Consider the following 24,611-nt stretch of genomic DNA (forward strand, 5'->3'; position numbering starts at 1 on the left):
TTATTTGAAGTGAATTTCGATAGCGTAATTTTAGCCGCTGTCGCGGCGGAATTAAATAAATTTCTAGCTAACGGCCGTATATCCGAGATTCGACAGCCGGAACCGCTTGACATTGTTATTGTCATCAGGAGCAGCGGAGCCAACTATAGCCTGCTAATTTCTGCCAACGCCGAGCATCCGCGCATCCACTTAACTTCAGTTAGACGCCCAAACCCTAAGACACCTCCGAATTTCTGCATGCTTCTTCGCAAACGCCTCGAAGGCGCACGGTTTATTGGAGCGGAACAGGCGGATTTCGACCGCATACTCCGCCTTAAATTCACAGCTTATGACGGCGAACGGCTAACAATGGTTGTTGAAATTATGGGCAAACATAGCAACATTGTCCTAATAAACGATTCTTATCGTATACTTGGCGTAATCAAGCCCATTGGGCGCCAAAAGAATCGCTATCGCGAGGTACTCCCCGGCAGGCAATACGTGCCTCCTCCACCCCAAAACAAGGCCAATCCCCTGTCCGTCACGAAAGATGAATTCGCCAAGCTGCTCAACGATACCTTCCCATCAAGCATAGCTGACCAAACAGAAATTGCCTCCTGGCTTTCGAAAACTTTTACTGGGATAAGTCCCTTTGCCGCACGTGAGCTCACTGCCAGAAGCCATGACAACGTAAATCGCCTTCCAGACGTATTCACCGAATTTTTCGACCAGGTAAAGCGGGCCGATTTTTCTCCTGTGATAATCACTGACAACGCCGGGCATACGATTGGTTTTTATCCATTTCCAAGCGTCCAACACCCAGAAGCTAATCAACATCAGCGACCGACGGTAAGCGGAGTTGCAGACATTTACTACACCAGCGCTTTGCCGCGAATAGCCCTTGAACGAGCGAAGGAAAACTTCATAAGCCTTGTGCAAAAAGAAATAGAATCTAGGGAACATGCAATTGCTTCAATTCAGGAAAACTTGGCTGAATTCAAAGCGCCAGAGCGCTTCAAACAAATCGGCGACTTAATACTTGCCCAAGCAGCCACCATTCCTGATGGAGCAGAATCCGTTGAGTTGGTGGATTATTATGACCCTTGTGGCTCAGTGATTAGGGTAGAGCTTGACCCAACCCTTAGCGCTATCGAGAATGCGGAAGCTTATTTCAAAAAATATCGAAAAATGCTCACGGGCGTAGAGGCGATGAAGGACCGCTTTGCCGAAATAAGCGCCGAAATTAAACTGCTAAGAAAAGTCCTCGACTCTGCAAATTTGATTACATCAATAGAACAAATCCAGCAACTGCATGAAACTCTTGAGACTAGCGGAATACATCTGAGCAAGCAAGAGCAGGCACCGGCCGAAAAGCGAAAGCCAGAGTTCGAGGGCTACAAGATTGGAAAGGTTGTCTCAAACGGCTGGGAAATACTATACGGCCAAAATAGCGAAGCGAATGACTATTTACTTACAAGGCTAGCGTCTCCAAATGATTACTGGGTTCACGTCAAAGCCGCACCAAGCGCCCATGTCATCATACGAACAAAAGGGCATCCTGAAGCAGTTCCAGCGGCAGTCTTGCACGCCGCTGCCGAAATCGCGGCTCAGCATAGTGACTCCAAACACTCGTCGCTAGTACCAGTTGATTACACGCTTAGGAAATACGTTCGAAAACCCAAAAATGCACCGTCAGGGATGGCCATCTATCAACGAGAAAAAACGATTTTCGTGACTCCGAACCCCTAGAAATTACTCGCCATGTATCTAAACAACATGCACGACTAAAACAGCCTTTATTACTCTCAAAGGCTGTTTTTGTCTGAAAACTCGGCTACCTGTAAGTTACATCCATGATTACATCTCTAATGCCAGGCTTGGAGCGAAGAATCCTGCGGATAATTTCCATCTCGGCTTCCAAACTTACATCATGACCGCGTATTTTCCTAACGGTACCACGAATATAGACTACGCCATGAATCACTCTAACATCCAGCTGCCTGGAATCTATATATCGGCGCCCGATTTCTCGCTGTACCAGCCGAGTCATTTGCACATCCTCAGCAGGCATACCACTGCCCCCCTTTCAATCAAGGCTCATCACAAATACTAGCAAGCCTCCATATAAAACATTAAATACGCTATGGAGTTATTCCTTCGCATGACGCGTGCCTGTAGATGCATTACTGAGTTTGACTTTTTCTACAATGATAATTATACTACTTCCGAGCTGGCTTCATTCATTTTTAAATAATGTTTTTCGACATGGACACCAAATACGACAAACTCAAAGATATTATTGGAAAAATGGATAGCATCCTGGTAGCCTATTCTGGCGGGGTGGATAGCACGCTACTCCTAAAGGCTAGCCTCGATGTGCTCGGAGATCGGGTACTTGCTGTGATAGCGACTTCCGAGACATACCCAGCCGACGAGATAGAGCAAGCGGAGAAAACAGCAACTGAACTTGGCGCCCGCGTGATTAAGATTCGCACCCATGAGCTCGATAACCCATCTTTCGCAATAAATACCCCTGAAAGGTGTTACCATTGCAAAAGAGAAGTATTCGCTAAGCTCAAACAAGTCGCGGCAGGGGCCGGTCTCAAATGGGTAGCCCATGGTGCAAACGTTGACGACCTAAAAGATTACCGTCCTGGGGCAAAAGCTGCCTCTGAGATGGGTATACGCGCACCACTTCAGGAAGCAGGCCTTACAAAGGCGGATATTCGCGAGATTTCTCGCGAGCTTGGCTTGCCGACATGGGATAAGCCATCTCTCGCTTGCCTAGCCTCAAGAATCCCCTATGGAGTACAAATCACTGCAGAAGCCCTACAGAAGGTCGACAAAGCAGAAACAGCACTCAAAGGTCTAGGCTTCCGACAGGTTAGAGTTAGGCATCATGATACCATCGCCCGAATTGAGGTTGAGATGGAAGAGCTACCAAAGTTGCTGGATTCCAAAATTCGGCCTAAGGTGGTCGAGGAACTCAAAAAGGTTGGATACCTATACGTAGCCGTTGACCTTGAAGGCTACCGCACTGGAAGCATGAATGAAGCCTTGAATACAAAAGCCAAAACTAATTAATAACTAGTGGTGACTAATAAGGTTTTATGATTCCAAGCTTCCACTAACTCAAAAATGGACATCAATTCCCTGCGAGAAATACTGAACGCTTTGCAATCAGGCGAAATAACGGTTGACGAAGCAGTATCCAAACTGCGTAACCTGCCATACGAGGACCTCGGCTACTGCAAAATAGATCACCATCGTAGCATCCGTACCGGCTTCCCAGAGGTAGTATTTTGCCAAGGGAAGACCCCCCAACAGATTGTTGAAATTATTAAACGTCTAGCTGCGATAAACCCAACTGTGTTGGCAACTCGGGCAGATAAAGCTGCATATGAAGCCGTAAAGCGCGAGATTCCTCACGCTATTTATCACGAAGCCGCGCGAATGATAATAGTAAGGAGTAAAGAAGACAAACCCCAAGCCGTCAATGGCGAAAAATATATTTTGGTGGTTTCCGCCGGAACAGCAGATATCCCAGTTGCCGAAGAGGCAGCGGTTACCGCCGAAGCAATGGGAAGCAGGGTCGAGCGCATCTATGACATCGGTGTCGCTGGCTTGCATAGACTTCTAAACCAAAAGGAAAAACTCGACAATGCCAATGTCATTATTGTTGTCGCGGGAATGGAAGGAGCACTCGCAAGCGTCGTTGGAGGATTGGTTAGCAAGCCAGTTATAGCTGTACCAACAAGCATTGGATATGGCGCAAGCTTTGCTGGATTGGCGGCACTTCTTTCGATGCTCAATACATGTGCAGAAGGCGTAGCTGTCGTAAACATCGACAACGGGTTTGGCGCAGGCTACTTCGCACATTTAGTGAATAAATAACCAAACAAAACGGAGAAGCCTCATGCGAATTGCCTATTTTGACTGTTTTGCCGGAATTAGCGGCGACATGACGCTTGGAGCCTTGCTCGACTGCGGTGCCAATGAGGCAGAGTTCCGACAGGAGCTTGCTAAGCTCCCCGAAATTGAGTTTGAACTCAAAATTTCAAAAATAAATAAAAAAGGCATTCGGGCAACAAACGTCGAAGTATTGACATCCGAAGACCATCACCACCGCAGGCTAAAAGACATTTCCGACATCATAATATCAAGCGGCCTCTCAGAATCAGTCAAAGAGAAAGCTTTGGCTATTTTTAGGCGGTTGGCTGAAGCTGAGGCATTAGTTCACGGCACGAGTCCTGAGGAAGTGCATTTCCACGAAGTCGGAGCAATCGACGCAATAGTAGACATAGTCAGCGCTTGTATTCTAATCGAGCTCCTTGGCATCGAGAAAGTCATCGCATCTCCGCTTCCGATGGGTCGCGGCTTTGTCGAAGTTGCACATGGCAGAATACCACTGCCCGCTCCCGCAACTGTCGAGCTAGTAAAAAACATACCAATATATGATGCCGGCATCGAGGGAGAGCTAGTTACACCCACAGGAGCCGCTTTAATCTCCACGTTTGCGTCCGAATTTGGCGGCATGCCTTCTATGAGCATTCAATCCATAGGGTATGGGGCGGGCAAAGCTGAGTTCCAATTCCCAAATGTGTTGCGTGTGCTAATAGGCAATACTTCGCAAGAAGCGCTTTCTCCTACAGACTATGTCTCGATTATAGAAACAAATATTGACGATATGAACCCCGAGTTTTATGAGCTTATTTTTGAAAGGCTGTTCCAAGCAGGAGCGCTCGATGTATTTCTAACGCCAATCATCATGAAAAAAAGCCGCCCCGGAACCTTACTCAGCGCAATTTGCCCGACCGATAGGAAAGACATTGTGGCACAAGTTATGCTAGCAGAGACAACAACATTTGGCATTCGAATTTCGGATGCCAAGCGACGATGCCTCAATAGGAAGTGGGAGACAGCAACAACACGATTCGGCGACATTCGCATTAAGGTCGGCATGATTGACGACACCGAGATTGTAGCCTCACCCGAATACGAAGACTGCCGAAAAGCTGCGGAGGCACATTCAGTTCCAGTGCGACAGGTGTATGATGAAGCCATAGCTGCCTACCGAGCAAAGACTAAAAGGGAGCTTCCCAAATAACAATAACTTCGCCCATAACCAAAGGCAAAAAATCACACATTTTTGGCATTGCAACTGAGGAAGCGAGTCTTAACACAAGCAATGTTGGAAATATATTTCCAATAATAAGCAATGTATTCGGAAGACGAGCCGTGGTCTCAAAAGAATAATCCCCAAACACCCCCTCTCAGCCTAGGTAAATCATCCTCATGCCTCTCTCCCCAAACTCCATTGTCGCTTCTCATAATGGCAAAATTGCCCAAGCCTCTGCACTAAAACTCACTCGAACTTAAATAACTTTTTATTTAGGCTTACGATTCTTTTAAGGTTAACTCACTAAAATTAGATTGGCGGCGGATAAAAAGTCAGCAACGCCTGTTGCTTGCAAATACATCCGTGAAAACGTTATAATGTATCGTTCAATCAAAACAGGTTATAAAGATTAAGTATGTCGAATCTGTTGGGCACCAACTACCTTGCAAAATAGACACCGGGGGCGCTAAATAAGTTGGTTGCCAGGCGAACAAAAAATGTTTTAACCCTGTATCTATAGCCCCCATCGTGTCCTAAAGGTGTAGCTTTTACTACACAGAGTTGGTGTTTTCCTGCAGAGTAATTCCAAAAGCTGAAGCACATGATTGGCTTTGGAACGGCAATTTGGATAGGGGTTTAGGCTCCAATAAATCCTGAGCTCCCCAAGTTTTTCGGAGGTTAGAATTGCAAGCTATTGCCGAGGATAGAATACGTCTCACAGGCGAGAAGAAATTCTGCGACGAGATAACCGCGCTGAGCGGCCAGCCGGTGATTTCGTGCTACCAGTGTGGAGAATGCACTGCCGGATGCCCGGTAGCCTTCACTGCTGATATTATGCCGAATCAAGTTACTCGAATGGTTCAGGTTGGGCTAGAAGAACCTGTCCTCAGGTCTAGGATGATATGGCTTTGCGTTGGTTGTGAGACTTGCACAACGCGCTGTCCGCGCGGGATTGAGCTTGCAAAAGTAATGGACGCTCTGCGCGAGACAGCAGTTGCAAGGAAAATCAAACCCAGCGAGCCATCTATCAGCACATTCCACAAAACCTTCCTGGACTCCGTAGAGCGCATGGGCAGGGTGCACGAGATTACTATGCTCGCTGAATACAAGTTAAGGAGCGGAAAACTGTTTTCGGACTTACTTCTTGGCGCACGGATGTTCCTAAAAGGAAAATTGGCACTTATCCCAGAGTTCCTGAAAGGACGAAGTGATATAAAGAAGATATTCAACAAAACTTTTGGAAAATAAGCTTATTTTCGACTGCTTAATACTTTTATAGCAGCAGGAGTATTATAAAGATGAGATATGCGTATTACCCGGGCTGTTCGCTGCATTCGACTGCAAGAGATTATAATCTCTCGACCCTAGCTGTATGCAAGCAGCTCGGAATAGAGTTAGTAGAAATACCAGATTGGAACTGTTGTGGTGCAACTTCGGCACATGCCCTAAACCGCGATTTAAGCATTGCACTACCCCTTCGCAACTTAGCAATCGCCGAGACAATGGGCCTCGATGTAATTGCACCATGTGCAGCATGTTTCAACCGAATGAAATCCTCAAACGTCGCAGTCAACGAAAATCCAGAGCTCCTAGCACGAATGAGCGACTTAATCGGGATGCCATACTCGGGCAAAATAAAAGTCCTTCCACTTTTGGCTGTCATTAACGAAATCGGCACCGAAACCATCCGCGAACACGTAAAGCGTCCGTTGGAGAATCTAAAGGTTGCACCATACTATGGTTGTCTTTTAGTTAGGCCGCCAGAAACGACGGAATTTGATGACCCAGAAGACCCACAGTCGCTCGACAATCTAATTACTGCCCTGGGAGCTGAAGTGGTAAATTGGCCCTATAAGACAGAGTGTTGTGGCGCAGGCCTTTCGATCTCAAAGACTGAGGTTGTCTTGAAGCTAACGCATGATATCCTCTCAATGGCAAAGCGCGCAGGGGCAAATTGTCTGGCGACAGCATGCCCTCTCTGCCAGTCGAACCTAGACCTTCGGCAGTCTGACGTGGAGAAAGCATATGGCGAGAAATACGGGCTTCCTGCGTTCTACTTCACGCAGTTAATGGGGATAGCATTCGGGCTTCCTGGTGCATCGCTCGGCTTAGACAAGTTAATGGTTAGCCCCGAGCAAGTTCTGACCACCGGTGTGAGAGGTTAAAATGGCACGAGTAGGAGTTTTCGTCTGCTGGTGTGGATCAAACATAGCTAAGACAGTAGATGTGGAGAAGGTAGCCGAAGCAGCGTCGAAGATGCACTCGGTTGTCTACGCCACACATTACAAATATATGTGCTCAGAACCAGGCCAAAACCTAATCAAAGAAGCAATCAAGGAGCACAGGCTTGATAAAGTTGTTGTCGCATCATGTTCGCCACGGCTTCACGAGCCAACATTTCAGCGGTGTATAAGCGAGGCAGGGTTAAACCCATATATGCTAGAAATGGCGAACATCCGCGAGCAATGCTCATGGGTGCACGACGACAAGGAGGCCGCTACTAAAAAAGCGATTGACCTTACAGCCATGGCTGTAGCGAAGGCGGCGAGAAACGAACCGCTCTTCGAGCAAAAAATTCCAATCACAAAGCACGCCCTCGTTATCGGTGGAGGAGTAGCAGGCATTCAAGCGGCGCTTGACATTGCTGATGCCGGGCACAAGGTTACGCTCGTTGAGCGGACGCCGAGCATAGGCGGTCGTATGGCGCAGTACGACAAGACGTTCCCTACGCTCGACTGCGCCGCTTGCATACTGACGCCCAAAATGGTTGACTGTGCATCCCATCCAAATATCAGAATCCTTACTTACTCGGAAATCGAAGAGGTCTCAGGCTTTGTCGGCAATTTTGAAGTTAAAATCCGAAAAAGAGCACGAAGCGTAGACATGACAAAATGCACTGGATGCGGCATCTGCTACGAAAAGTGTCCAGTTAAGCTTCCCTCTGAGTTCGACGAAGGGCTCGGACAGAGACGAGCGATATACGTCCCATTCCCGCAGGCAGTGCCGAATGTACCGGTCATTGACCGCGAGAAGTGCCGCTGGTTTACCGAGGGTAAGTGCAGGGCATGCGAGAAGCTCTGCCCTTCCGGCGCCATCGCCTATGACCAACAAGATGAAATAATTACCGAGAAATTTGGCGCAATCGTAGTTGCTACCGGCTTCAAACTATGGGACCACTCTGCCTACGGAAACTACGGCTATGGGAAGTACCCGGATGTCATTTCAAGCCTTCAATTTGAACGGTTGATTAACGCATCAGGCCCGACAGAAGGCAAGCTAGTTAGGCCGTCTGACCACAAAGCACCAGAAAAAGTAGTTTTTCTTTCCTGCGTTGGTTCGCGCGACGATGAGCACGGTTACCCATACTGCTCAAAAGTCTGTTGCATGTACAACGCAAAGCATGCTCTCCTTCTGAAAGAAAAGTATCCCAACGCCCAAGCATACGTTTTCTACATGGATATCCGCGCTAATGGCAAAGGATACGAAGAGTTTGTTCGTCGAGCAATCGAAAAATATGGAGCAACCTATATTCGGGGCCGCGTTTCAAGAATATTTGAAACTGGCGACGGAAAGCTAATCGTCCGCGGGGCAGACACACTGCTTGGCAAGCCAGTTGAAATTGAAGCCGACCTCGTAGTTCTTGCTGCGGCAATGGAGCCGCAGTTAGATGCAAAAGAACTTGCACGAAAACTTGGCATCTCAACTGACGAGTACAACTGGTTCAGCGAGGCACATCCAAAGCTTCGCCCCGTCGAAGTCTTGACATCCGGTATATTCTTGGCGGGCGCATGCCAGTACCCTAAGGACATCCCAGACTCCGTAGCACAAGCCTCAGGAGCCGCCTCGAAAGTAATAGGGCTTTTCTCAAAGGATTACCTCCTGTCAGAGCCAACAGTGGCCGAAGTTAACGAGGACACATGCGTAGGCTGCCTAATTTGCAAGGAAGTCTGCCCATTTAATGCCATCGAACCCAAGACAATCTACGATAAACAGGGCAACCCGCTAAAGGTCGTCGCTTCTGTAAACGAAGGCCTTTGCCACGGATGCGGGACGTGTGTGGCAGCTTGCCGGTCGGCATCGCTCCAGCTGAGAGGATTCAAGGACAACCAGTTACTAGCAGAGGTAGACGCTCTAGCATATATAGAAGAGTAAATCAGGATTTGGGCTGTGGCGCTGAAATTTCGGATGAATCGTGGGGGACAAGTTAAGTGACGACAGAAGTGAAAACCAACAACCTCAAAGCTGAGGAAACACAACAAGAAAAGGAAATATGGGAGCCGCGAATAATCGGTTTCTTGTGCAATTGGTGTACATACGCCGGGGCAGACCTAGCAGGTTCTAGCCGACTAAAGTACCCGCCAAACATCCGCGTCGTGCGCGTTCCTTGCTCAGGTCGTGTGAACCCCCAGCTTATCATTAAAGCATTCGAACGTGGGTTTGATGGCGTCCTCGTTTCGGGATGCCATCCAGGCGACTGCCATTACTCAAAAGGCAACTATTTCGCCCGACGACGAATTATGCTGCTTAAGCAGATGTTGGAATACATGGGCATAGAACCCGAGAGGTTTCACTTTGACTGGATTTCGGCCGCAGAAGGTCAAAAGTTCGCCGAAGTCGTAGAGCAATTCACCGAACAGGTACGCAAAGCAGGACCGTTCAAGGGAGTGGGAGCCAGATAGGTTTTGGTGATTATGGAAGAGCAATTGAGACAAAAAGCAAAAGAGCTTCTGGAAAGCGGTGAGGTAAAAGTAGTCATCGGCTATGGGCAGGGAAGTGCTCCGTTCAAGAGCACACCGATTTTTATTGAAAAGCCCGAAGATGCTCATAAACTCATATGGAATCCAACATGCGTGAATAATCTCACCGTATACCTAAGAGATGCATGCAGGCAAGGCAAGGCCGCAATTGTCGTCAAGCCCTGCGATGCCCGGTCAATTATCGAGTTGATTCGAGAGAATCAGATTGAGCGAGACGACGTAGTTATTCTCGCGATGTCATGTCCAGGCGTGCTAAACTTAGACGCTTTGGCGGAAATCGACCTTGCAGACGTGAAGTCGGTCGAATGGCACCAGAATGGCATCGCAATAAAAACAAACGCTGGTGAAACAATTATTCCATCAGAGAAAGCATTTGCCAGCAAATGCCTGTCCTGTGAGCTTGCCGAATCACCAATAGCAGATGAAAAGTTCGGCGAGCCGATTGAGAGACATCCAATCCGAAGCAAGTACGCTGACATAGAAGAGTTAGAGAAAATGCTGCCCGAAGAACGCCGCGCATACTGGGCAAGGCAGTTCGCCCGATGCATTAGGTGCTATGCCTGCCGTTCTGTCTGTCCGGGCTGCTATTGCAAAGAATGCTTTACCGATAAACCCTGCCAGCTTTGGGTTCTGAGGTCAACAGATGTCGAGTCGAATTGGTTCTTCCATTTCTCGCGAGCAATGCATACCGCAGGTCGATGCATTGCATGCGGCGAGTGCGAACGCGTCTGCCCAATGGGGATACCCCTTATGCGCCTCAATCAGAAGATGCGCAAAGAAGTCCGCGAGATGTTCGGCGAGGAAGCAGGAACCAATCCTGAAGCACCGCCGACCCTTGGAACGTTCGATTTGAAAAAAGACCCAGACCCATGCTCGGAATAATTACAAAGCCTGCACTTTTGAGGAGTAAGCTGTGGAAGCTAAAGTCATATTAAAACAAGATCTTGCCGCATGGATTGACGCACTGGTTAAGCAATACGAAGTCATTGCTCCGGTAACTGAAGACGGCGTAGTGGTGTTCCGGCCGGTGTCGGGGCTCTCTGAAATGGCAATCGAGGGAATGGTAGGACCCGCGAAGTCCCTCCGTGAGCACTTTACGCCTCCAACCGAGACGCTCTTCGACTACAAGCTCGAAGATTTATCAGCGGAAGTTATTCCTCCAGAAAATGAAGAAAGACACCGCGTGATTTTTGGTGCAAGGGCTTGCGACGCAGCTGCGCTACTCTATGTTGACGCAGTATACTCCAATGTCGAACCTATAGACACCGCATACTTTATGCGGCGTGAGAAAACCTACCTTGTTGGCTTGTTCTGCGATAAACCAGCATGGAGCTGTTTCTGCACCGAGGTCGGTGATTTCCTTACAAATCCCGTTGCAATGGATGTATATCTTACTGATTTAGGCAACAGGTACTATGCAGAACCTCTAACACCCAAGGGAGAAGAGCTTATTGGACTTGGAAACTTTCGACCAGCAGATGAAAATGACAAGGCAGCAAATGAAGAAATACGCCGAAAGGCACTTGAGCGACTGCCGAAGCGCGCAGAGCATGAAACAGCATGCCTTTCATACGACTGGGACCACCCAGTATGGATAGAGCTTGCGAAGAAATGCCTAAGCTGCGGTGCATGCGCATTTTTATGCCCAACATGCCACTGCTTCGACATACAAGAGCATCCAAAATTGAAAAAAGGCAGCAGGTACCGCTGCTGGGACACATGCCAGTTTGAAAAGTTTACGCTAATGGCATCCGGTCATAACCCCAGGGAGACAAGGAAAGAACGAACTAGACAGCGTGTTTTTCACAAATTCAAGTACTCGCAAGAGCGGTATTGCATGCTCGGCTGCGTAGGATGCGGCCGATGTATTGCCGCTTGCCCTGTGAACATTGACATTCGGAAGGTATTGGAAGAGCTTGAAAAGACGGCGGTAGCAAAATGACAACACCAAATATCGAAACTACAGCTTCAAACGTCGAAAAAGGAACGATGAGAATCGAAAACCCTTATATTCCAAAACTGGCGACAATTGAAAAGATAATCACCGAGACCTGGGATACCAAAACTTTTCGGGCGGTCTTTAAGGACGAAGAGCTCCGTGAGAGCTTTACCTATGAGCCCGGCCAATTCCAGGAGATTTCTGTTTTTGGAGTCGGCGAGGCGCCATTTTGCCTAACCTCATCGCCCACACGAAAGGGGTTCGTCGAGTTTTCAGTAAAGAAAATTGGGAGCGTAACCTCTGCACTCCATGAAATTGATGAGGGAGCAACCATCGGCATCCGTGCGCCGCTTGGCAATTGGTTCCCATATGAGGAGTTCAAGGGCAAAGACCTTTGGTTTATTGGGGGTGGGATTGGTATGGCTCCCCTCCGTTCGCTCCTGAATTTTTGCCTCGACAACCGCAAAGATTACGGCAAAGTAAACATTATTTATGGCGCAAGATCATCGGGCGACCTTTGCTTCACATACGAGTTTGACGAATGGCAGAATTCACCTAATACCGAACTCTTCCTTACAATTGACAAGGAAGAGGAAGGGTGGAACAAGAATGTCGGTTTTGTGCCAGCATATGTCATGGACCTTAAGCCATCTCCGAAGAATGCCATTGCCATAACTTGTGGGCCACCGATTATGATTAAATTCACTTTGCAAAACCTCAAAGAACTTGGGTTTGAAGACAATCAAATCTGGACGACGCTCGAGATGAAGATGAAATGCGGCATTGGCAAGTGCGGACGATGCAATATCGGCCCTAAATATGTTTGCGTTGACGGGCCAGTGTTTTCTTATGCTCAATTGAAAGAGCTCCCGCCCGAGTACTAATTAGGCAGCAATGCAATTATCCGCGCTCCAAAGCCTTCGGCCTGCCGAAGGCTTTTTTCCTAAAACCCACCAAAAACCAAACGCTGATAGAATGCTTCACCACGTGCCAACGCCGGCATAGTATCCCAATTGCCAAGCAGCAACATTCAAACAACACTGCACCATTCAACTGGCTAGCGGTAACACAGAAACTTAGTATTGCCTCCTCGATATACTTGTGATATACTGATGTGGCTTGTGGCCGTAAAAGAGGCGGTTGGGCCATTTTAAAGCAATCTTCACGCGGAGGGAAACGCATGAAAGCAATTTGCGCCAGAAAGGACTTCTACGAAGGTGTTCAGACAGTAAGCAGGGCAATAGCTGGGCGTAGTGCGCTCCCAATCTTAAACAATGTTTTGATTAAAAGCGAGGATGGCAACCTGCGGCTCGTTGCTTTTGACCTCGAACTTGGTATGCAATCTGTCATTCCAGCCACCATCGAAACAGAAGGAGCCCTCACGGTCCCCGCAAGAGTGCTGGCGGAAGTTCTCGCTACCCTGCCCGACTTGGATGTGGTTGTATCTGTTGACGAAAATAACTCAGTAAATCTGAAATGCGAAAAATCCGACTACACAATATTGGGCCTTCCGCCTGAGGAATTTCCCGCCCTTCCTGACGTGCCTGACGACCAAAGCTTTGAGATTACACAAGTTGCCCTGCGCAACATGATAAAACAAACAATATTCGCCGTCTCGCCTGATGAATCACGAGCAATATTGACCGGCGTTCTGCTTGTGCTCAAGGGAGATGAAATTCGTCTAGCCGCCACTGACAGTCATAGACTGGCAATTCGCACATCACCAGTGGCAAATGCAAAAGGGGAAACAAGCTGTATTGTTCCTGGCCGTGCGCTAAACGAGCTTGGCCGAATGCTTGGGGAAGAAGACACTCCAGTGAAGGTTGCCATCTCAGAGAACCAAATTAAGTTCACAGTTGGCGATGTCACTATGGTATCCAGGCTTATAGAAGGGCAGTTTCCGAATTACGAACGAGTTATACCAACGGCGTGCCAAAGAAAACTTACCATGCAAGCAGAGGGTCTCCTCAGCCGCATACGCCGTGCATCCATAGTAGCCCGCGAGAACGCCAACCGCGTGATTCTCAAGACGGAAGGCGACAGGCTAATGGTCACAGCAGAAAGCGGCGACGTGGGAAGAGCATACGAGGAAATCGAAATTGTGAAAGAAGGCGATGATATAGAAATTGCTTTTAATGCGAAGTATCTAATAGATTTCCTTAGTGCGCTCGATACCGAAGGTGTCAGCTTTGAGCTAAATGGGTCGCTTGAACCAGGCCTCTTACGACAGGTGGGCAAGGAAGATTATATCTATGTTGTCATGCCGATGCAGATAATGTAATCATCGAACTGCCGAGGCGACGATATTATGGAACAAGCGCCTTCGACGCAGAAAGTCAGGTGCCTCACGCTTCTTATAGACCCTATTCGTTAGAAGGATAACAAACATATCATATTCTGGATCTATCAGGAGCGACGTTCCTGTGAATCCTGTATGCCCTGCGCAACGCTCAGAAAACAAATCTCCGCATGGAGTCATCTCGTTCGGCGGCGTAAAGAATCCAATTGACTGCCCACCAATTTCGGGGCTAATTTGACTAGTCAACATCTTCCGCACACTCAGAGGGCATAGTATCCTTACCTCTTCCTGCTTGTCCGATTGTCGAACCGAACCACCGTTGATGAGCATCTGGGCATAAGTGGCGATATCAGGAGCCGTTGAAAACAGCCCCGCATTCCCACTGTTACCCTGCATCGCATGTGCGTTCTCATCGTGGACTTCGCCGCAAAGGACTCGATCACGTCCCCGACTATTTGCAGTCCGAGCAATACGACCCGACTTTTCAGCTGGCGGATTAAAACAGCTATCTACCATTCCCAGGGGCTCAAAAATATTTTTGCGAGCAAACTCCTCCAAAGGCATACCCGCCGCCTGCTCTATTACCAAACCCAGAGTGATATAGCCCAAACAACTATAGACATGCTTCTTCCCAGGCTGGTTTTCAAGTGGGGTTTGCAGAAGCCGTTCAATCGCTCCCTCACGCGTCCCGTCCTCCGAAAAAAGATCACACCATGCCGGTAGACCCGAGGTATGAGTCGCCAGATGTTTGACGGTAACACCCGAAAGGTGCGGGAGCTTTCTGTTCGGGAAGAAGTCAGTGACCGGCTGGTTTAAATGCAGTGCTCCGCGTTCCACAAGTATCATCAAAGAGGTAGCAGTGGCGACTGGCTTAGTCACTGATGCCATATCGAAAATGGAGTCAGGTCTAGCAGGTGGGTCACTTTCTTCATCACCCAGACGCCCTATTGCCTCCCACACTGCAACTTTTCCATGCCGCGCAACAAGCCATACGGCGCAAGTATACTCACCGTTTTCAAGCCCCCGAAAAAGCAGCTCCTTAGCAGCTTCCAATCTCTGTGTATCAAGGCCAATATCAGCAGGATTAGCAAAATCTAAAGTCATTTTTGTGTAAGCCATTCCATTACTGGAACTTGCGCAGGTTCCTGGTAAACCGTCTCTTTAATCTTCGCAAGATATTCGTCGTCCGTGCCGTCCTTTGTAACCGAGCTGTAAGCGAAAAAGCTAACTCCCTGTGCACCAAGTTCCCTAGCTTTCAATATTCTTTGGATTGACCCCTCAACATCCGTCTGCCATGCGCCAATGCCCAAATATACGTGCCGACCGCTAGCATTTTCCACAGCATCTTTTGCGTATTTAACCCAGCTGTCGAAATTCGGCGTGTAGTTCATTGGGCAAAGTAGATCCATTATGCCCATCTTCACCCAAAGTTTCCAATCTTGGAAGCGGTTGTTGAATGCATCATCGTAATCGGGAAATACATCAGCGGAGACTATAATATTAGGCTTAATCTCGTGTGCCCTACGATAAATTTGGCCAACTAAGTCAGTGATTTGCTTGCGCCTGAAATCATCCCACTTCTTTGGGAACGCCTGCACATATGCCAATCTATCCTTCATCGCGGAGAGCGCCTCAATCTTATCAGGGGGAAGTTCCTTGTCCATCCATTCTTTGAACCGGCTTAGACAACCGTCGCAGTAGCAATAATCCCCACTCGGATAGCGCACATAGTCAAAATTGATGCCATCTACGTCGTAGTTTTCTACCACATCGAGAAAGCAGTTGCGTATATGCTCTTTGACTTCTGGGTTGCTTGGGCAAGTGTATGCCCCCTCAGCTTGTCCAGCAGGCCCAAGCGTAATCTTATTTTCCGCATTTCTCATCAACCACTCAGGATGCTTGTTTACGATGTGTTCCGGCGATTTTGGCGGCGTACTCGAGCTCCAAGTGTAGTGAGTATTCAACCAAGCATGAATTTGAATGCCAGCTTTGCGGCATTCCTCAATGTACATTTGAAGCGGGTCAAAATCCTCAGGTTGCCCCTCAAGAGCTTCCGCTCGGGGCTCATAGCGAGACTTGTAGAATGCGTCCCCTCGACCCCTAACCTGCACAATTAGTACATTAATGTTGTTTTTCTTTGCATAGGAAACTGCATTGCGAATCTTTTCCGGCGAAGTCGTGTCAAACCGAACTACCCATATTGCCCTGGCTTCCGCCCTGGCGTTTTTAGCGTCGCTACCCAAAGCTGCTACCTCCGCTTGTAGTACCGCGATCATTACGACCGCCAAAATAATCATAAATCTCAATACCTAAACACCGCCTTGTCTTCTAGCCAACGGCCGATGTCTCTCCAGATATTTTACTTTCCAAAAGATGCCATGTCAATCAATTAGAATTGACATTTCCATTATTTTATGGTAGTATTTAAAAACCGGAGCAATCCTGTGCGTGCTGGCCTCCCGAAATATCGGGGGCGCCAGCTTTTTTCTTGCCTGCTCCCCAGGCGCTGATGAGACATGCTCGAACTGCTGGATAATGTGTTATCGAAAGTAGCAAAACCTGCAAGATATATTGGCGGCGAATTTAACGCTGTAATTAAAGACTTAAACAGCGTGGACGTTAAATTTGCGCTAGCCTTTCCCGATGTCTACGAAATAGGGATGTCGAACCTCGGTTTAAGGATAATATATGAGATCCTAAACCGGAGGCTCGATACTGCTGCCGAGCGCATATTTGCACCCTGGCCTGATATGGAAGCGGAAATGAGAAGATGCAGGCTTCCTCTATTTACCCTAGAAAGCCATACGACGGCGCGTGAATTCGATATCATCGGTTTCTCGCTCAGCTATGAGCTCACATATACCAATGTGTTAAATATGCTTGACCTAATTGGAATACCAATTCGCTCTGCAGAGCGAAACGAAAGCCACCCTTTGATAATCGCAGGTGGATGCTGCGTGTATAATCCCGAACCTATGGCGGATTTTGTGGATGCTTTCGTAATCGGAGAGGGAGAGGAAATCGTCCACGAGCTAGTCGAAGTATTCAAGCTTAATCGCTCACTCAGCAGAAAAGCACTGCTTGAGAAGCTTGCAGAAATTCCTGGTGTATACGTGCCAGCTCTCGGACAACACCCGGTCAGAAAGCGGCTTGTTAAAGATCTTGATACCGCAGAGTATCTTGAGCGTCCCATAATTCCATTCATCGAAACAGTGCACGACCGCCTGCCAATCGAGGTTATGCGCGGATGCTCTCGTGGCTGTCGGTTCTGCCAAGCTGGGATGATCTACCGGCCTGTTAGAGAGCGGTCCCAAGAAAGAATCCTCAAGCTGACAGAGCGTTTGAATGCCCACGCCGGCTACGACGAAATAGGTCTGCTGTCGCTATCTACTGCAGACTACACCGGCATCGAAGATTTAGTTCATAAACTAATCGAAAAGTACGAACCCGAGAAAATTGGAGTCTCACTTCCTTCAATTAGAGCCGATGCTTCGTGCGTCGAGCTGGCATCGGAGATTCAGAAGGTGCGGAAGTCGGGATTAACGCTCGCACCAGAGGCAGGCACGCAACGGCTTAGGGATGTAATCAACAAGAACGTTACAGCGGAAGATCTTCTCAGCGCTGTGGAGGCAGCTTTTAGGTATGGCTGGCGAACCATCAAGCTATATTTTATGATAGGCCTTCCTACAGAAACCGATGAAGACGTTCTAGGAATTGCACAGCTAGCCGAGAAGGTTTCCCAAGTCGCCAAAAAGATGGGAATTCGACCGACAGTAAATGTGAGCGTCTCATCCTTCGTGCCGAAACCCCACACGCCATTTCAGTGGCGGCCGCAAGATACGATCGAAGAGCTACAACGGAAGCAGTCGCTTCTCCGAAGTGCAATTAAAGATAAAGCCATTCAACTTAGTTGGCACGACGCCCGAATCAGTGCTCTTGAGGGAGTGCTTTCACGAGGTGACAGGAAAGTTGGGGAAGCCATCTACCATGCGTGGAAAAACGGATGCAAGTTTGACGCCTGGGATGAGTATTTTGACTATGAAAAGTGGCTAAGCGCATTCTCTGCTGCTGGCATAACCCCTGCATCTTATGCGAATCGGCCTAGGGACTATGCCGAGCCGCTTCCTTGGGATCACATTGACTGCGGGATTAGCAAGCAATTCCTAATCAACGAAGATAAGCGTGCCAACAGAGGAATTGTCACACCCGATTGCCGCGAGGAAGGCTGTGCTGGGTGCGGAGTGGCCCTAATCAGCGGGGGATGTCCTGTCTCGAAAAACACGAAACAAGAGCATGATGAACTGCCAAACGCCAAACTTCAAATGACAGACGGCAGGCAGCAACCAACAATTTCTCAACAAGCACAGCCGTCCCGCCATCTTGTTATGCTCCAACTACGTAAGGGCGAAGACGTCAAATATCTAGGGCATCTCGACATGCTCAGAACCTTCGAGAAAGCTTTGCGGAGAGCGAGAATTCATTTAGCTTACACAGCTGGATTTAACCCACGCCCTAGAATGTCATTTGGAACCGCAATAGGCGTCGGCACTACCAGCGACGACGAAAGAATCATTATTGAACTCACCTGCCCAGAGTCAGTTAAGGAAATCCAGGAGAAGCTGAACTCCCAGCTTCCCCCAGGACTGCGAATACTATCGGTAGAACAAGTGCAAAAGGAAGCAAAGTCCCTGCTGACCGGGCTAAATGTTTCCGTATTTCGAATCGCTGCCGAATGCCAGGAAGCTTTAGACTCGGCCGTAGCAAAAAAATTGCTTGAAAAAATGCTCTCTTGCCCAGAACTTAGAATTTCTCGCATTCGAGCCAATAAGAGTAAAGAGATAGATATACGTCCATACATACTTTCCGCGAATGTGATAGAATGTTCACAAAAACTTATCGAGTTCGAAGTCACACTTAAAACCAACGGTTCGGGGGGAGCAGGCCCGCGTGACTTCTTGGAAGCGGCTCGGCTTTTCTTCCCCGGCCTAGAAGCAAAACGCATTCACAGGATAAAACAAACAACCGAAGACGAAAGGAGGTGAAAAACAGTGGCTAAGGAGATTATTGTTAACGTGGACTCACGCGAAACGCGAGTAGCACTCATTGATGGTGGCAAACTCGTCGAGCTCCACATCGAACGCGAAGAACAAGTTTCTGGAAGTATATACAAAGCTAAGGTAGCAAACGTCCTGCCTGGCATGGATGCAGCGTTCGTTGATATAGGCCTTGAGCGCAACGCTTTTCTCTATGCGGGCGACGTCCTTCCTGAAGCCGGAGAAGAATTCCCAATGGCAAAGAAAGAGGCCGAGAAATGGGTAAGCATAAAAGATCTTCTCAAAGTTGGCCAGGAGGTCCTAGTCCAAGTAGTCAAAGGCCCTCGCGGCACGAAAGGAGCAAGAGTCTCAACGCGCATATCGCTGCCCGGTCGCTACCTAGTTTTGATGCCCGAGGCAGATAATATCGGCATTTCTCGAAAGATAGATGATACCGCCGAACGAGAAAGATTAAAGAAAATTGCTGAAAAAATCAGGCCTATGGGCTTTGGCATAATCGTGCGAACCGAAGCTGAAGGCAGGGGTGAAAGGGAACTGCAAAACGATTTGGAATTCCTCCTTCGAATGTGGGGACAAATCCAAGAAAAAGCAAAAGTTACACCTGCCCCCGGCTTGATTCATCAGGATTTGAGCTTGATTTACAAAACAATTAGAGACGTCTTCAGCTCCGATGTCCAAAGGATGTTCATAGACTCTCCTGTGGAATATGAAAAGTGCCTCGAATGGATTCAGCTAATTTCGCCTAGATTGAAGTCAAGGCTCCAACTTTACGATGAACCGGAACCAATATTCGAGCACTTCAGCATCGAGAACGAAATTGAACGCCTTTTAAAGCGCAAAGTTTGGCTAAAATCTGGCGGGCACATAACAATTGACGAAACCGAAGCGCTTACAACAATCGACGTCAACACTGGAAAGTTTATCGGCAGCACCAGCTTGTCAGATACGATTCTGAAGACGAATCTCGAAGCCGCCGCTGAGATTGCAAGGCAGATAAGACTGCGCGATATCGGCGGCATCATCATCATTGACTTTATCGACATGGCGAGCGCGCGTGACCGAAATCACGTGGTTCAAAGTTTAGAAAAAGCGCTAAAGAAAGACAGAACACGCACGAAGATTTCTCACATAAGCCCGCTGGGACTAGTTGAAATGACACGAAAGCGCACAGGAGAAACGATCTCTGAACTTGTAAACGAACCATGTCCTTACTGCCAGGGCCGAGGAGAAATTCTATCGCCTGAATCCGTAAGCATTCAAGTTGAACGCGAGCTCAGAGATCGTGCTGTCCATGAAGATGAGGAGGCTTTCTTAGTAACCGTTCACCCTGAGGTGGCAGCTTATCTCATAGGAGCGCGTGGCGAGACAATCCAGTCTATTGAACAGCGTATCGGTCGTCCGGTTTATGTCCGAGCAAATGAAAACCTTCACATCGAGAAATATGAGATTGTAGCCAGCGACGTCCACGAGATAGAAAGCCAAGTGCTCCCCTTCAAGCGCTCGGAAATTTTAGAGTGTGAGGTAGTAAGAAATCCATTTATCAGCCTCCCAAGGTCAGCAGCATGGGCAGACGGGTACATGCTCGATCTCGTAAATGGCGGAAAATACATTGGCCAGAGAGTAAAAGCACGCCTTACATCCATTGGCAGGTCATACGGAGAAGGAGAAGTCGTAGGCACGGTCAAGACCGCGCATAGCAGCGACTTGGAGAAATCCCAATCCTAGAGTGAAGTCCAATATTGTTTAGCAACTGGCATTCAAAAAGCCCAGGGCAAAATCCCTGGGCTTTTTATAATAATCCCAAAACCACACCTGCTCAAACTACGCTATGCCTCGTAATCCCACTCCACAAATGATTATTTTTCCAAAATTTCGCCACCTTCACGTTGACAAACGCCACCGCAAAAAATATACTTAGAATATGCAATTATTAGAAAAGCAAACTAACCATTATCATTGCGCAGGCCTAGTGCTAGACATAATTCCCCAAGTTATGCGCCTGATACGCTCTGAAATTCGCAAGCGCAAGCCTGCGGAATTGTCGGTGCCCCAATTCCGCGTCCTTGCCTATCTGCGGCATCATGAAGGTGCCTCGCTCTCCGATTTAGCTGAGCACACTGGCCTTACATTGCCAACCATGTCTAGGATGGTGGATGGACTTGTCGCACGAAAATATGTAACGCGAGAAAACTCATCTGATGACCGTCGGCGCATTGCGTTGAGGCTTACACATAATGGTAAGGCGGCGTTCGACTCTGCCGCACGCGGAGCGCAAAAGCGAATAGCCGAACTGCTGAGCAAACTCTCGCCTGAGGAGCAGACCACCATTATCCAAGCTATGGAGATGCTGCGACTCGTTGTAGACGAAGTAAAGAAAAAAAGCGTCTAATATCAGGCGATATCTCCATCTTCTATAACTTGGGAAGAATGCACTTTGGAAAGGCAACTTTGCATATGAGGTTCTTTAGAATTGTTTGTCCAATTATTCTACTATTTACTGCCGGCCAAGCGACCTTGAATGCCGCGAATCATTCCGAAACCATACCGCTAGATAGACCTTTAACGCTTAAAGAATGTATAAACATAGCCTTGCAGAACCACAGTAGCGTCTTGACGGCCGAAAAGGACGTAGAAGCAAGCAAAGCGGGGTTAAAGCAGGCTAAAGCAGGATATCTACCCGACATTACCTTAGGCACTGATTACTCAAAATCGGGATATGAGGGCGGCCAAGTAGGCACGGGATTGAGGCGCGTAGGCACATTTACAAACAACCAAACAACGCTCAGTATCACCCAAACGTTCTTCGACGGCGGACGCACCCGAACCGCAGTACGGCAAGCGCTCGCTCAAGAACAAATTGCCAAGGCCGAGATGGAAATGGCGAAACAAGAACGGGTGCTTGCAGTTACACAAGCATACTTCACCGCCCTGCTAACCAAACGACTTGCAGACATTGCCAACCAATCGGTCAAGGAAGCAGAACAACAGCGAGAGATGATTCAAGCTAGGATTGAAGCCGGAGATGCCGCACGAGTAGATTTGTATCCAGTGGAGGTACAGGTCGCAAACGCAAAGCTGAGCAAGCTCCAAGCGGATAATAACGCACGAATTGCCGCTAACATCCTCAGAAATGTTATGGGTTTAGGAAAAGGCCCCGAGCTTCAATTGGCAGAAGTTGAGGCGCCCGATTTCAACATCCCACCACTGGAAGAATGTCTGGCACGTGCACTCAAAGACCGCCCAGAGGTAGCACGCTCGAACGCACAAATAGATTCAGCTAAGGCGGCGCTCTCGCTTGCAAAACAGCAGCTTTTGCCTGTTCCAAGCGCAAACTTAAACTATGACCGCGGACTGGCTGGCAGCGGATATGACAGTCAATGGTCTATCGGGGCCCGATTAAGTTTGAACGTATTCGATGGCGGCGCAGCAAGGGCCGCAGTGGAAACCTACAAGGCAAGAGTCGAATCTCTAAAGCTTGCCTATGAACAGTTAAATAAAGATATTACAACCGAGGTTGAGGAGGCACACCTCAACCTAACCAACGCTCTCGAGCGGCTGGCAGCAAGCAAAGCCAACGTCGAACTCGCACGTACAAATCTTGAAGTAGCACGTGAAAAATACAACCAAGGCCTTGCCATTCCGCTTGAAATAGTAAGCGCTCAGATTTCCTATGCGGATGCCTTAGCCAGCAATGCTCAGGCTCTTTATGACTGCTACATTGCGCATGCGCAACTCGAAAAAGCTATGGGGAAAAGGAGTTATTAGAGTGAAGCGTCGTTCAAAAATAACCATTGTAGGATTGGCAATGTTGTTGATTGTCACCTGGGTTGTGGTTGGAAAGATTCGAGCCGCCCAGGCGAACAAACCAATAATCGAAACTGCGCGAGTGGAAAGGGGCACGGTCGTTAGCTCGGTTTCCGCCAGTGGCGTTTTGCAGCCGCTAACGACAGTTGATGTAAAATCAAATGCAGCCGGCCGCGTAGACGTTCTAGCTGTTGATGTCGGCAGCTTCGTGCGCAAAGGTCAACTGATAGCTAAGATTGACCCAACCGACAGCCTTACTGCCCTAGACCAAGCCGAAGCCGACCTCGCCGCCGCAAAAGCCCGCCTTTCACAGTCAAGAGAATCCTTGCTCCTACAAATAGAACAAAACTCATCGCAAATCAAACAGGCTGAGGAGGCATACCTAGCAGCGAAGGCGCGGCTAGCACAGGCGGAAGCACAGGCAAAAGCTCAACCTGCCATTACCAAATCTGCCATTCAGCAAGCCGAAGCAAACTACAAGTCCGCAGTGGAGTCGCTGCGGCAATTGAAAGCGGCTGGTATCCCCCAAGGCACTGCCCAAGCCAAAGCATCTTACGACCAAGCTAAAGCGTCGCTAGACAAAGCTAAGCGCAATCTGGACCGCCAGGAAAAACTATATTCAAAAGGGTTCATTTCTCAAAATCAGCTCGAATCCGCAAGGCTCGAATATGAAACCGCAAAAGCACAGTTCGATTCAGCAAGCGAGCGAATGAATACCCTCAAGGAAGAATATGATGCCGAATTGAAAGCCGCTGAGGCACGAGTGGAGCAAGCCCATGCGGCCCTGGAGAATGCAAAGGCAAGTGCAATTCAAGATGAAATCAGACGAAAGGAAGTTATAGCAGCACGCTCTGCACTTAAACAAGCGGAAGCAGCTCTTGCCGCGGCAAAGGCAAACCAGCGCCAAGTTCCCATAAGGGCGGGTGATATCCGTGCCGCCGAAGCCCAAGTCATTCGAAGCAAGGCACAGGTTAAGAATGCCCAGACCCAACTCGACTATACGGTAATAAGAGCACCAAGGGATGGCATCATCTTGAAAAAATACGTCGAGGTGGGCACGATTATAACCTCTGGACGTTCTTCGTTCGCAGGAACAGGTCAGGGCACGAGCATAGTTCAGCTTGGCGATTGCAGCCGAATGTTTGTGCTAGCCTCGGTTGATGAAACCGATATCGCCCAAGTAGAGGTAGGACAAACAGTAGACATAACTCTTGATGCCTACCCTGATGAACTGTTTGAGGGAAAGGTGACAAAGATAGACCCTCAGACTGTAGTAGAGCAAAATGTAACCACCATACCGGTGACCGTTGAGATAGAAAACCCCGACGCACGCCTAAAGCCCGGCATGAATGCTACTTGTGAGTTCATAGTCGAGCGAAAAGAGAACGTACTAGTTGTTCCAACAGAAGCTGTGAAAGACCAAGATGGTAAGTACACTGTCACCGTCATTAAAAATGGAAAACAAATCGAGCGCAAGGTTGAAATAGGCATAGCCGGCGATGAATTAACCGAAATTGTCTCCGGGTTAAAGGAAGGCGAAGAAGTCGTGACCTCCATAATCGAACGACAGGCAACTGCTCAGCAGACAGGAGTAGGAAGCAGAAGCAGGTTTGGAGGGCCAATGGGTTTCGGTGGAGGACGACTGCGCTAAACAAGGTTA

The 24,611-nt window shown here is 48.4% G+C and carries 20 protein-coding genes; 17 read left to right on the forward strand and 3 right to left on the reverse strand.

Features of this window, described 5'->3' with window-relative positions; all coding sequences use genetic code 11:
- The first annotated feature begins 9 nt into the window (after nt 1-9).
- Entirely contained in the window at nt 10-1,728 is a 1,719-nt protein-coding gene (locus tag QHH26_04450) for an NFACT RNA binding domain-containing protein (protein ID MDH7481215.1), read from the forward strand.
- A gap of 85 nt (nt 1,729-1,813) precedes the next feature.
- Here the strand turns inward: QHH26_04450 and QHH26_04455 are convergent, their stop codons facing one another.
- Complete coding sequence (locus QHH26_04455) at nt 1,814-2,050, reverse strand: BON domain-containing protein (GenBank protein ID MDH7481216.1); 237 nt, start codon at nt 2,048-2,050, stop codon at nt 1,814-1,816.
- 194 nt (nt 2,051-2,244) lie between these two features.
- Here QHH26_04455 and larE point away from each other — a divergent pair, with 194 nt between their 5' ends.
- The 11 genes from larE (at nt 2,245) to dnaN (ending at nt 14,075) form a co-directional block, all read left to right on the forward strand.
- Nucleotides 2,245-3,063, forward strand: coding sequence for an ATP-dependent sacrificial sulfur transferase LarE (gene larE / locus QHH26_04460; GenBank protein ID MDH7481217.1), 819 nt, complete (start codon nt 2,245-2,247; stop codon nt 3,061-3,063).
- A 54-nt stretch (nt 3,064-3,117) separates the two neighbouring features.
- On the forward strand, nt 3,118-3,873 hold the full coding sequence (gene larB / locus QHH26_04465) for a nickel pincer cofactor biosynthesis protein LarB (GenBank protein ID MDH7481218.1): 756 nt from the start codon (nt 3,118-3,120) through the stop codon (nt 3,871-3,873).
- 22 nt (nt 3,874-3,895) lie between these two features.
- On the forward strand, nt 3,896-5,086 hold the full coding sequence (gene larC, locus QHH26_04470; GenBank protein ID MDH7481219.1) for a nickel pincer cofactor biosynthesis protein LarC: 1,191 nt from the start codon (nt 3,896-3,898) through the stop codon (nt 5,084-5,086).
- Between the two features lie 696 nt (nt 5,087-5,782).
- Complete coding sequence (locus tag QHH26_04475) at nt 5,783-6,346, forward strand: 4Fe-4S dicluster domain-containing protein (GenBank protein MDH7481220.1); 564 nt, start codon at nt 5,783-5,785, stop codon at nt 6,344-6,346.
- Between the two features lie 50 nt (nt 6,347-6,396).
- Nucleotides 6,397-7,263, forward strand: a complete 867-nt coding sequence (locus QHH26_04480) for a CoB--CoM heterodisulfide reductase iron-sulfur subunit B family protein (GenBank protein MDH7481221.1) — start codon at nt 6,397-6,399, stop codon at nt 7,261-7,263.
- 1 nt (nt 7,264) lies between these two features.
- Nucleotides 7,265-9,250 carry a CoB--CoM heterodisulfide reductase iron-sulfur subunit A family protein gene (locus tag QHH26_04485; protein MDH7481222.1) on the forward strand — a complete coding sequence of 662 codons (1,986 nt, stop codon included), beginning with the start codon at nt 7,265-7,267 and terminating at the stop codon, nt 9,248-9,250.
- A gap of 68 nt (nt 9,251-9,318) precedes the next feature.
- Nucleotides 9,319-9,777 (forward strand): hydrogenase iron-sulfur subunit, encoded by a 459-nt coding sequence (locus QHH26_04490; GenBank protein ID MDH7481223.1) that lies wholly within the window; start codon nt 9,319-9,321, stop codon nt 9,775-9,777.
- A 24-nt stretch (nt 9,778-9,801) separates the two neighbouring features.
- Nucleotides 9,802-10,737, forward strand: a complete 936-nt coding sequence (locus QHH26_04495) for a 4Fe-4S dicluster domain-containing protein (GenBank protein ID MDH7481224.1) — start codon at nt 9,802-9,804, stop codon at nt 10,735-10,737.
- Between the two features lie 31 nt (nt 10,738-10,768).
- Entirely contained in the window at nt 10,769-11,797 is a 1,029-nt protein-coding gene (locus QHH26_04500) for a 4Fe-4S dicluster domain-containing protein (protein ID MDH7481225.1), read from the forward strand.
- Nucleotides 11,798-11,844: 47 nt separating this feature from the next.
- Nucleotides 11,845-12,678, forward strand: coding sequence for an FAD/NAD(P)-binding protein (locus QHH26_04505; GenBank protein ID MDH7481226.1), 834 nt, complete (start codon nt 11,845-11,847; stop codon nt 12,676-12,678).
- Between the two features lie 296 nt (nt 12,679-12,974).
- Nucleotides 12,975-14,075 (forward strand): DNA polymerase III subunit beta, encoded by a 1,101-nt coding sequence (gene dnaN / locus QHH26_04510; GenBank protein MDH7481227.1) that lies wholly within the window; start codon nt 12,975-12,977, stop codon nt 14,073-14,075.
- Here the strand turns inward: dnaN and QHH26_04515 are convergent, their stop codons facing one another.
- Together QHH26_04515 and QHH26_04520 are read right to left on the reverse strand one after the other, a co-directional pair.
- Nucleotides 14,076-15,197, reverse strand: a complete 1,122-nt coding sequence (locus tag QHH26_04515; protein MDH7481228.1) for a serine hydrolase domain-containing protein — start codon at nt 15,195-15,197, stop codon at nt 14,076-14,078.
- On the reverse strand, nt 15,194-16,369 hold the full coding sequence (locus tag QHH26_04520; GenBank protein ID MDH7481229.1) for a family 10 glycosylhydrolase: 1,176 nt from the start codon (nt 16,367-16,369) through the stop codon (nt 15,194-15,196). The genes QHH26_04515 and QHH26_04520 overlap by 4 nt, the downstream gene beginning before the upstream one ends.
- 240 nt (nt 16,370-16,609) lie before the next feature.
- Between QHH26_04520 and QHH26_04525 the strand changes: the two genes are divergently transcribed.
- The 5 genes from QHH26_04525 to QHH26_04545 all read left to right on the forward strand — a co-directional run bounded on the left by QHH26_04525 (nt 16,610) and on the right by QHH26_04545 (nt 24,602).
- Nucleotides 16,610-19,135 (forward strand): TIGR03960 family B12-binding radical SAM protein, encoded by a 2,526-nt coding sequence (locus tag QHH26_04525; GenBank protein MDH7481230.1) that lies wholly within the window; start codon nt 16,610-16,612, stop codon nt 19,133-19,135.
- Nucleotides 19,136-19,141: 6 nt separating this feature from the next.
- On the forward strand, nt 19,142-20,872 hold the full coding sequence (locus tag QHH26_04530; protein MDH7481231.1) for an Rne/Rng family ribonuclease: 1,731 nt from the start codon (nt 19,142-19,144) through the stop codon (nt 20,870-20,872).
- Between the two features lie 244 nt (nt 20,873-21,116).
- A complete protein-coding gene (locus QHH26_04535; protein ID MDH7481232.1) occupies nt 21,117-21,536 on the forward strand; it encodes a MarR family transcriptional regulator in 420 nt (139 codons plus the stop codon).
- Between the two features lie 65 nt (nt 21,537-21,601).
- The gene (locus QHH26_04540; GenBank protein MDH7481233.1) at nt 21,602-22,912 is read left to right on the forward strand and encodes a TolC family protein; all 1,311 of its coding nucleotides are present in this window, start codon (nt 21,602-21,604) and stop codon (nt 22,910-22,912) included.
- A gap of 1 nt (nt 22,913) precedes the next feature.
- Nucleotides 22,914-24,602: an efflux RND transporter periplasmic adaptor subunit gene (locus QHH26_04545; protein MDH7481234.1), complete on the forward strand. Its 1,689-nt coding sequence runs from the start codon at nt 22,914-22,916 to the stop codon at nt 24,600-24,602.
- Nucleotides 24,603-24,611 lie beyond the last annotated feature (9 nt).

The sequence above is a fragment of the Armatimonadota bacterium genome, from assembly GCA_029907255.1.
Classification (GTDB): domain Bacteria; phylum Armatimonadota; class UBA5829; order DTJY01; family DTJY01; genus JAIMAU01.

Bases quoted from the DNA above. Each gene is read 5' to 3' on its own strand.
- QHH26_04455 (MDH7481216.1), bottom strand. From the start codon at position 2,050: ATGCCTGCTGAGGATGTGCAAATGACTCGGCTGGTACAGCGAGAAATC.
- larE (MDH7481217.1), top strand. From the start codon at position 2,245: ATGGACACCAAATACGACAAACTCAAAGATATTATTGGAAAAATGGAT.
- larB (MDH7481218.1), top strand. From the start codon at position 3,118: ATGGACATCAATTCCCTGCGAGAAATACTGAACGCTTTGCAATCAGGC.
- larC (MDH7481219.1), top strand. From the start codon at position 3,896: ATGCGAATTGCCTATTTTGACTGTTTTGCCGGAATTAGCGGCGACATG.
- QHH26_04480 (MDH7481221.1), top strand. From the start codon at position 6,397: ATGAGATATGCGTATTACCCGGGCTGTTCGCTGCATTCGACTGCAAGA.
- QHH26_04485 (MDH7481222.1), top strand. From the start codon at position 7,265: ATGGCACGAGTAGGAGTTTTCGTCTGCTGGTGTGGATCAAACATAGCT.
- QHH26_04505 (MDH7481226.1), top strand. From the start codon at position 11,845: ATGAGAATCGAAAACCCTTATATTCCAAAACTGGCGACAATTGAAAAG.
- dnaN (MDH7481227.1), top strand. From the start codon at position 12,975: ATGAAAGCAATTTGCGCCAGAAAGGACTTCTACGAAGGTGTTCAGACA.
- QHH26_04515 (MDH7481228.1), bottom strand. From the start codon at position 15,197: ATGACTTTAGATTTTGCTAATCCTGCTGATATTGGCCTTGATACACAG.
- QHH26_04520 (MDH7481229.1), bottom strand. From the start codon at position 16,369: ATGATCGCGGTACTACAAGCGGAGGTAGCAGCTTTGGGTAGCGACGCT.
- QHH26_04525 (MDH7481230.1), top strand. From the start codon at position 16,610: ATGCTCGAACTGCTGGATAATGTGTTATCGAAAGTAGCAAAACCTGCA.
- QHH26_04540 (MDH7481233.1), top strand. From the start codon at position 21,602: ATGAGGTTCTTTAGAATTGTTTGTCCAATTATTCTACTATTTACTGCC.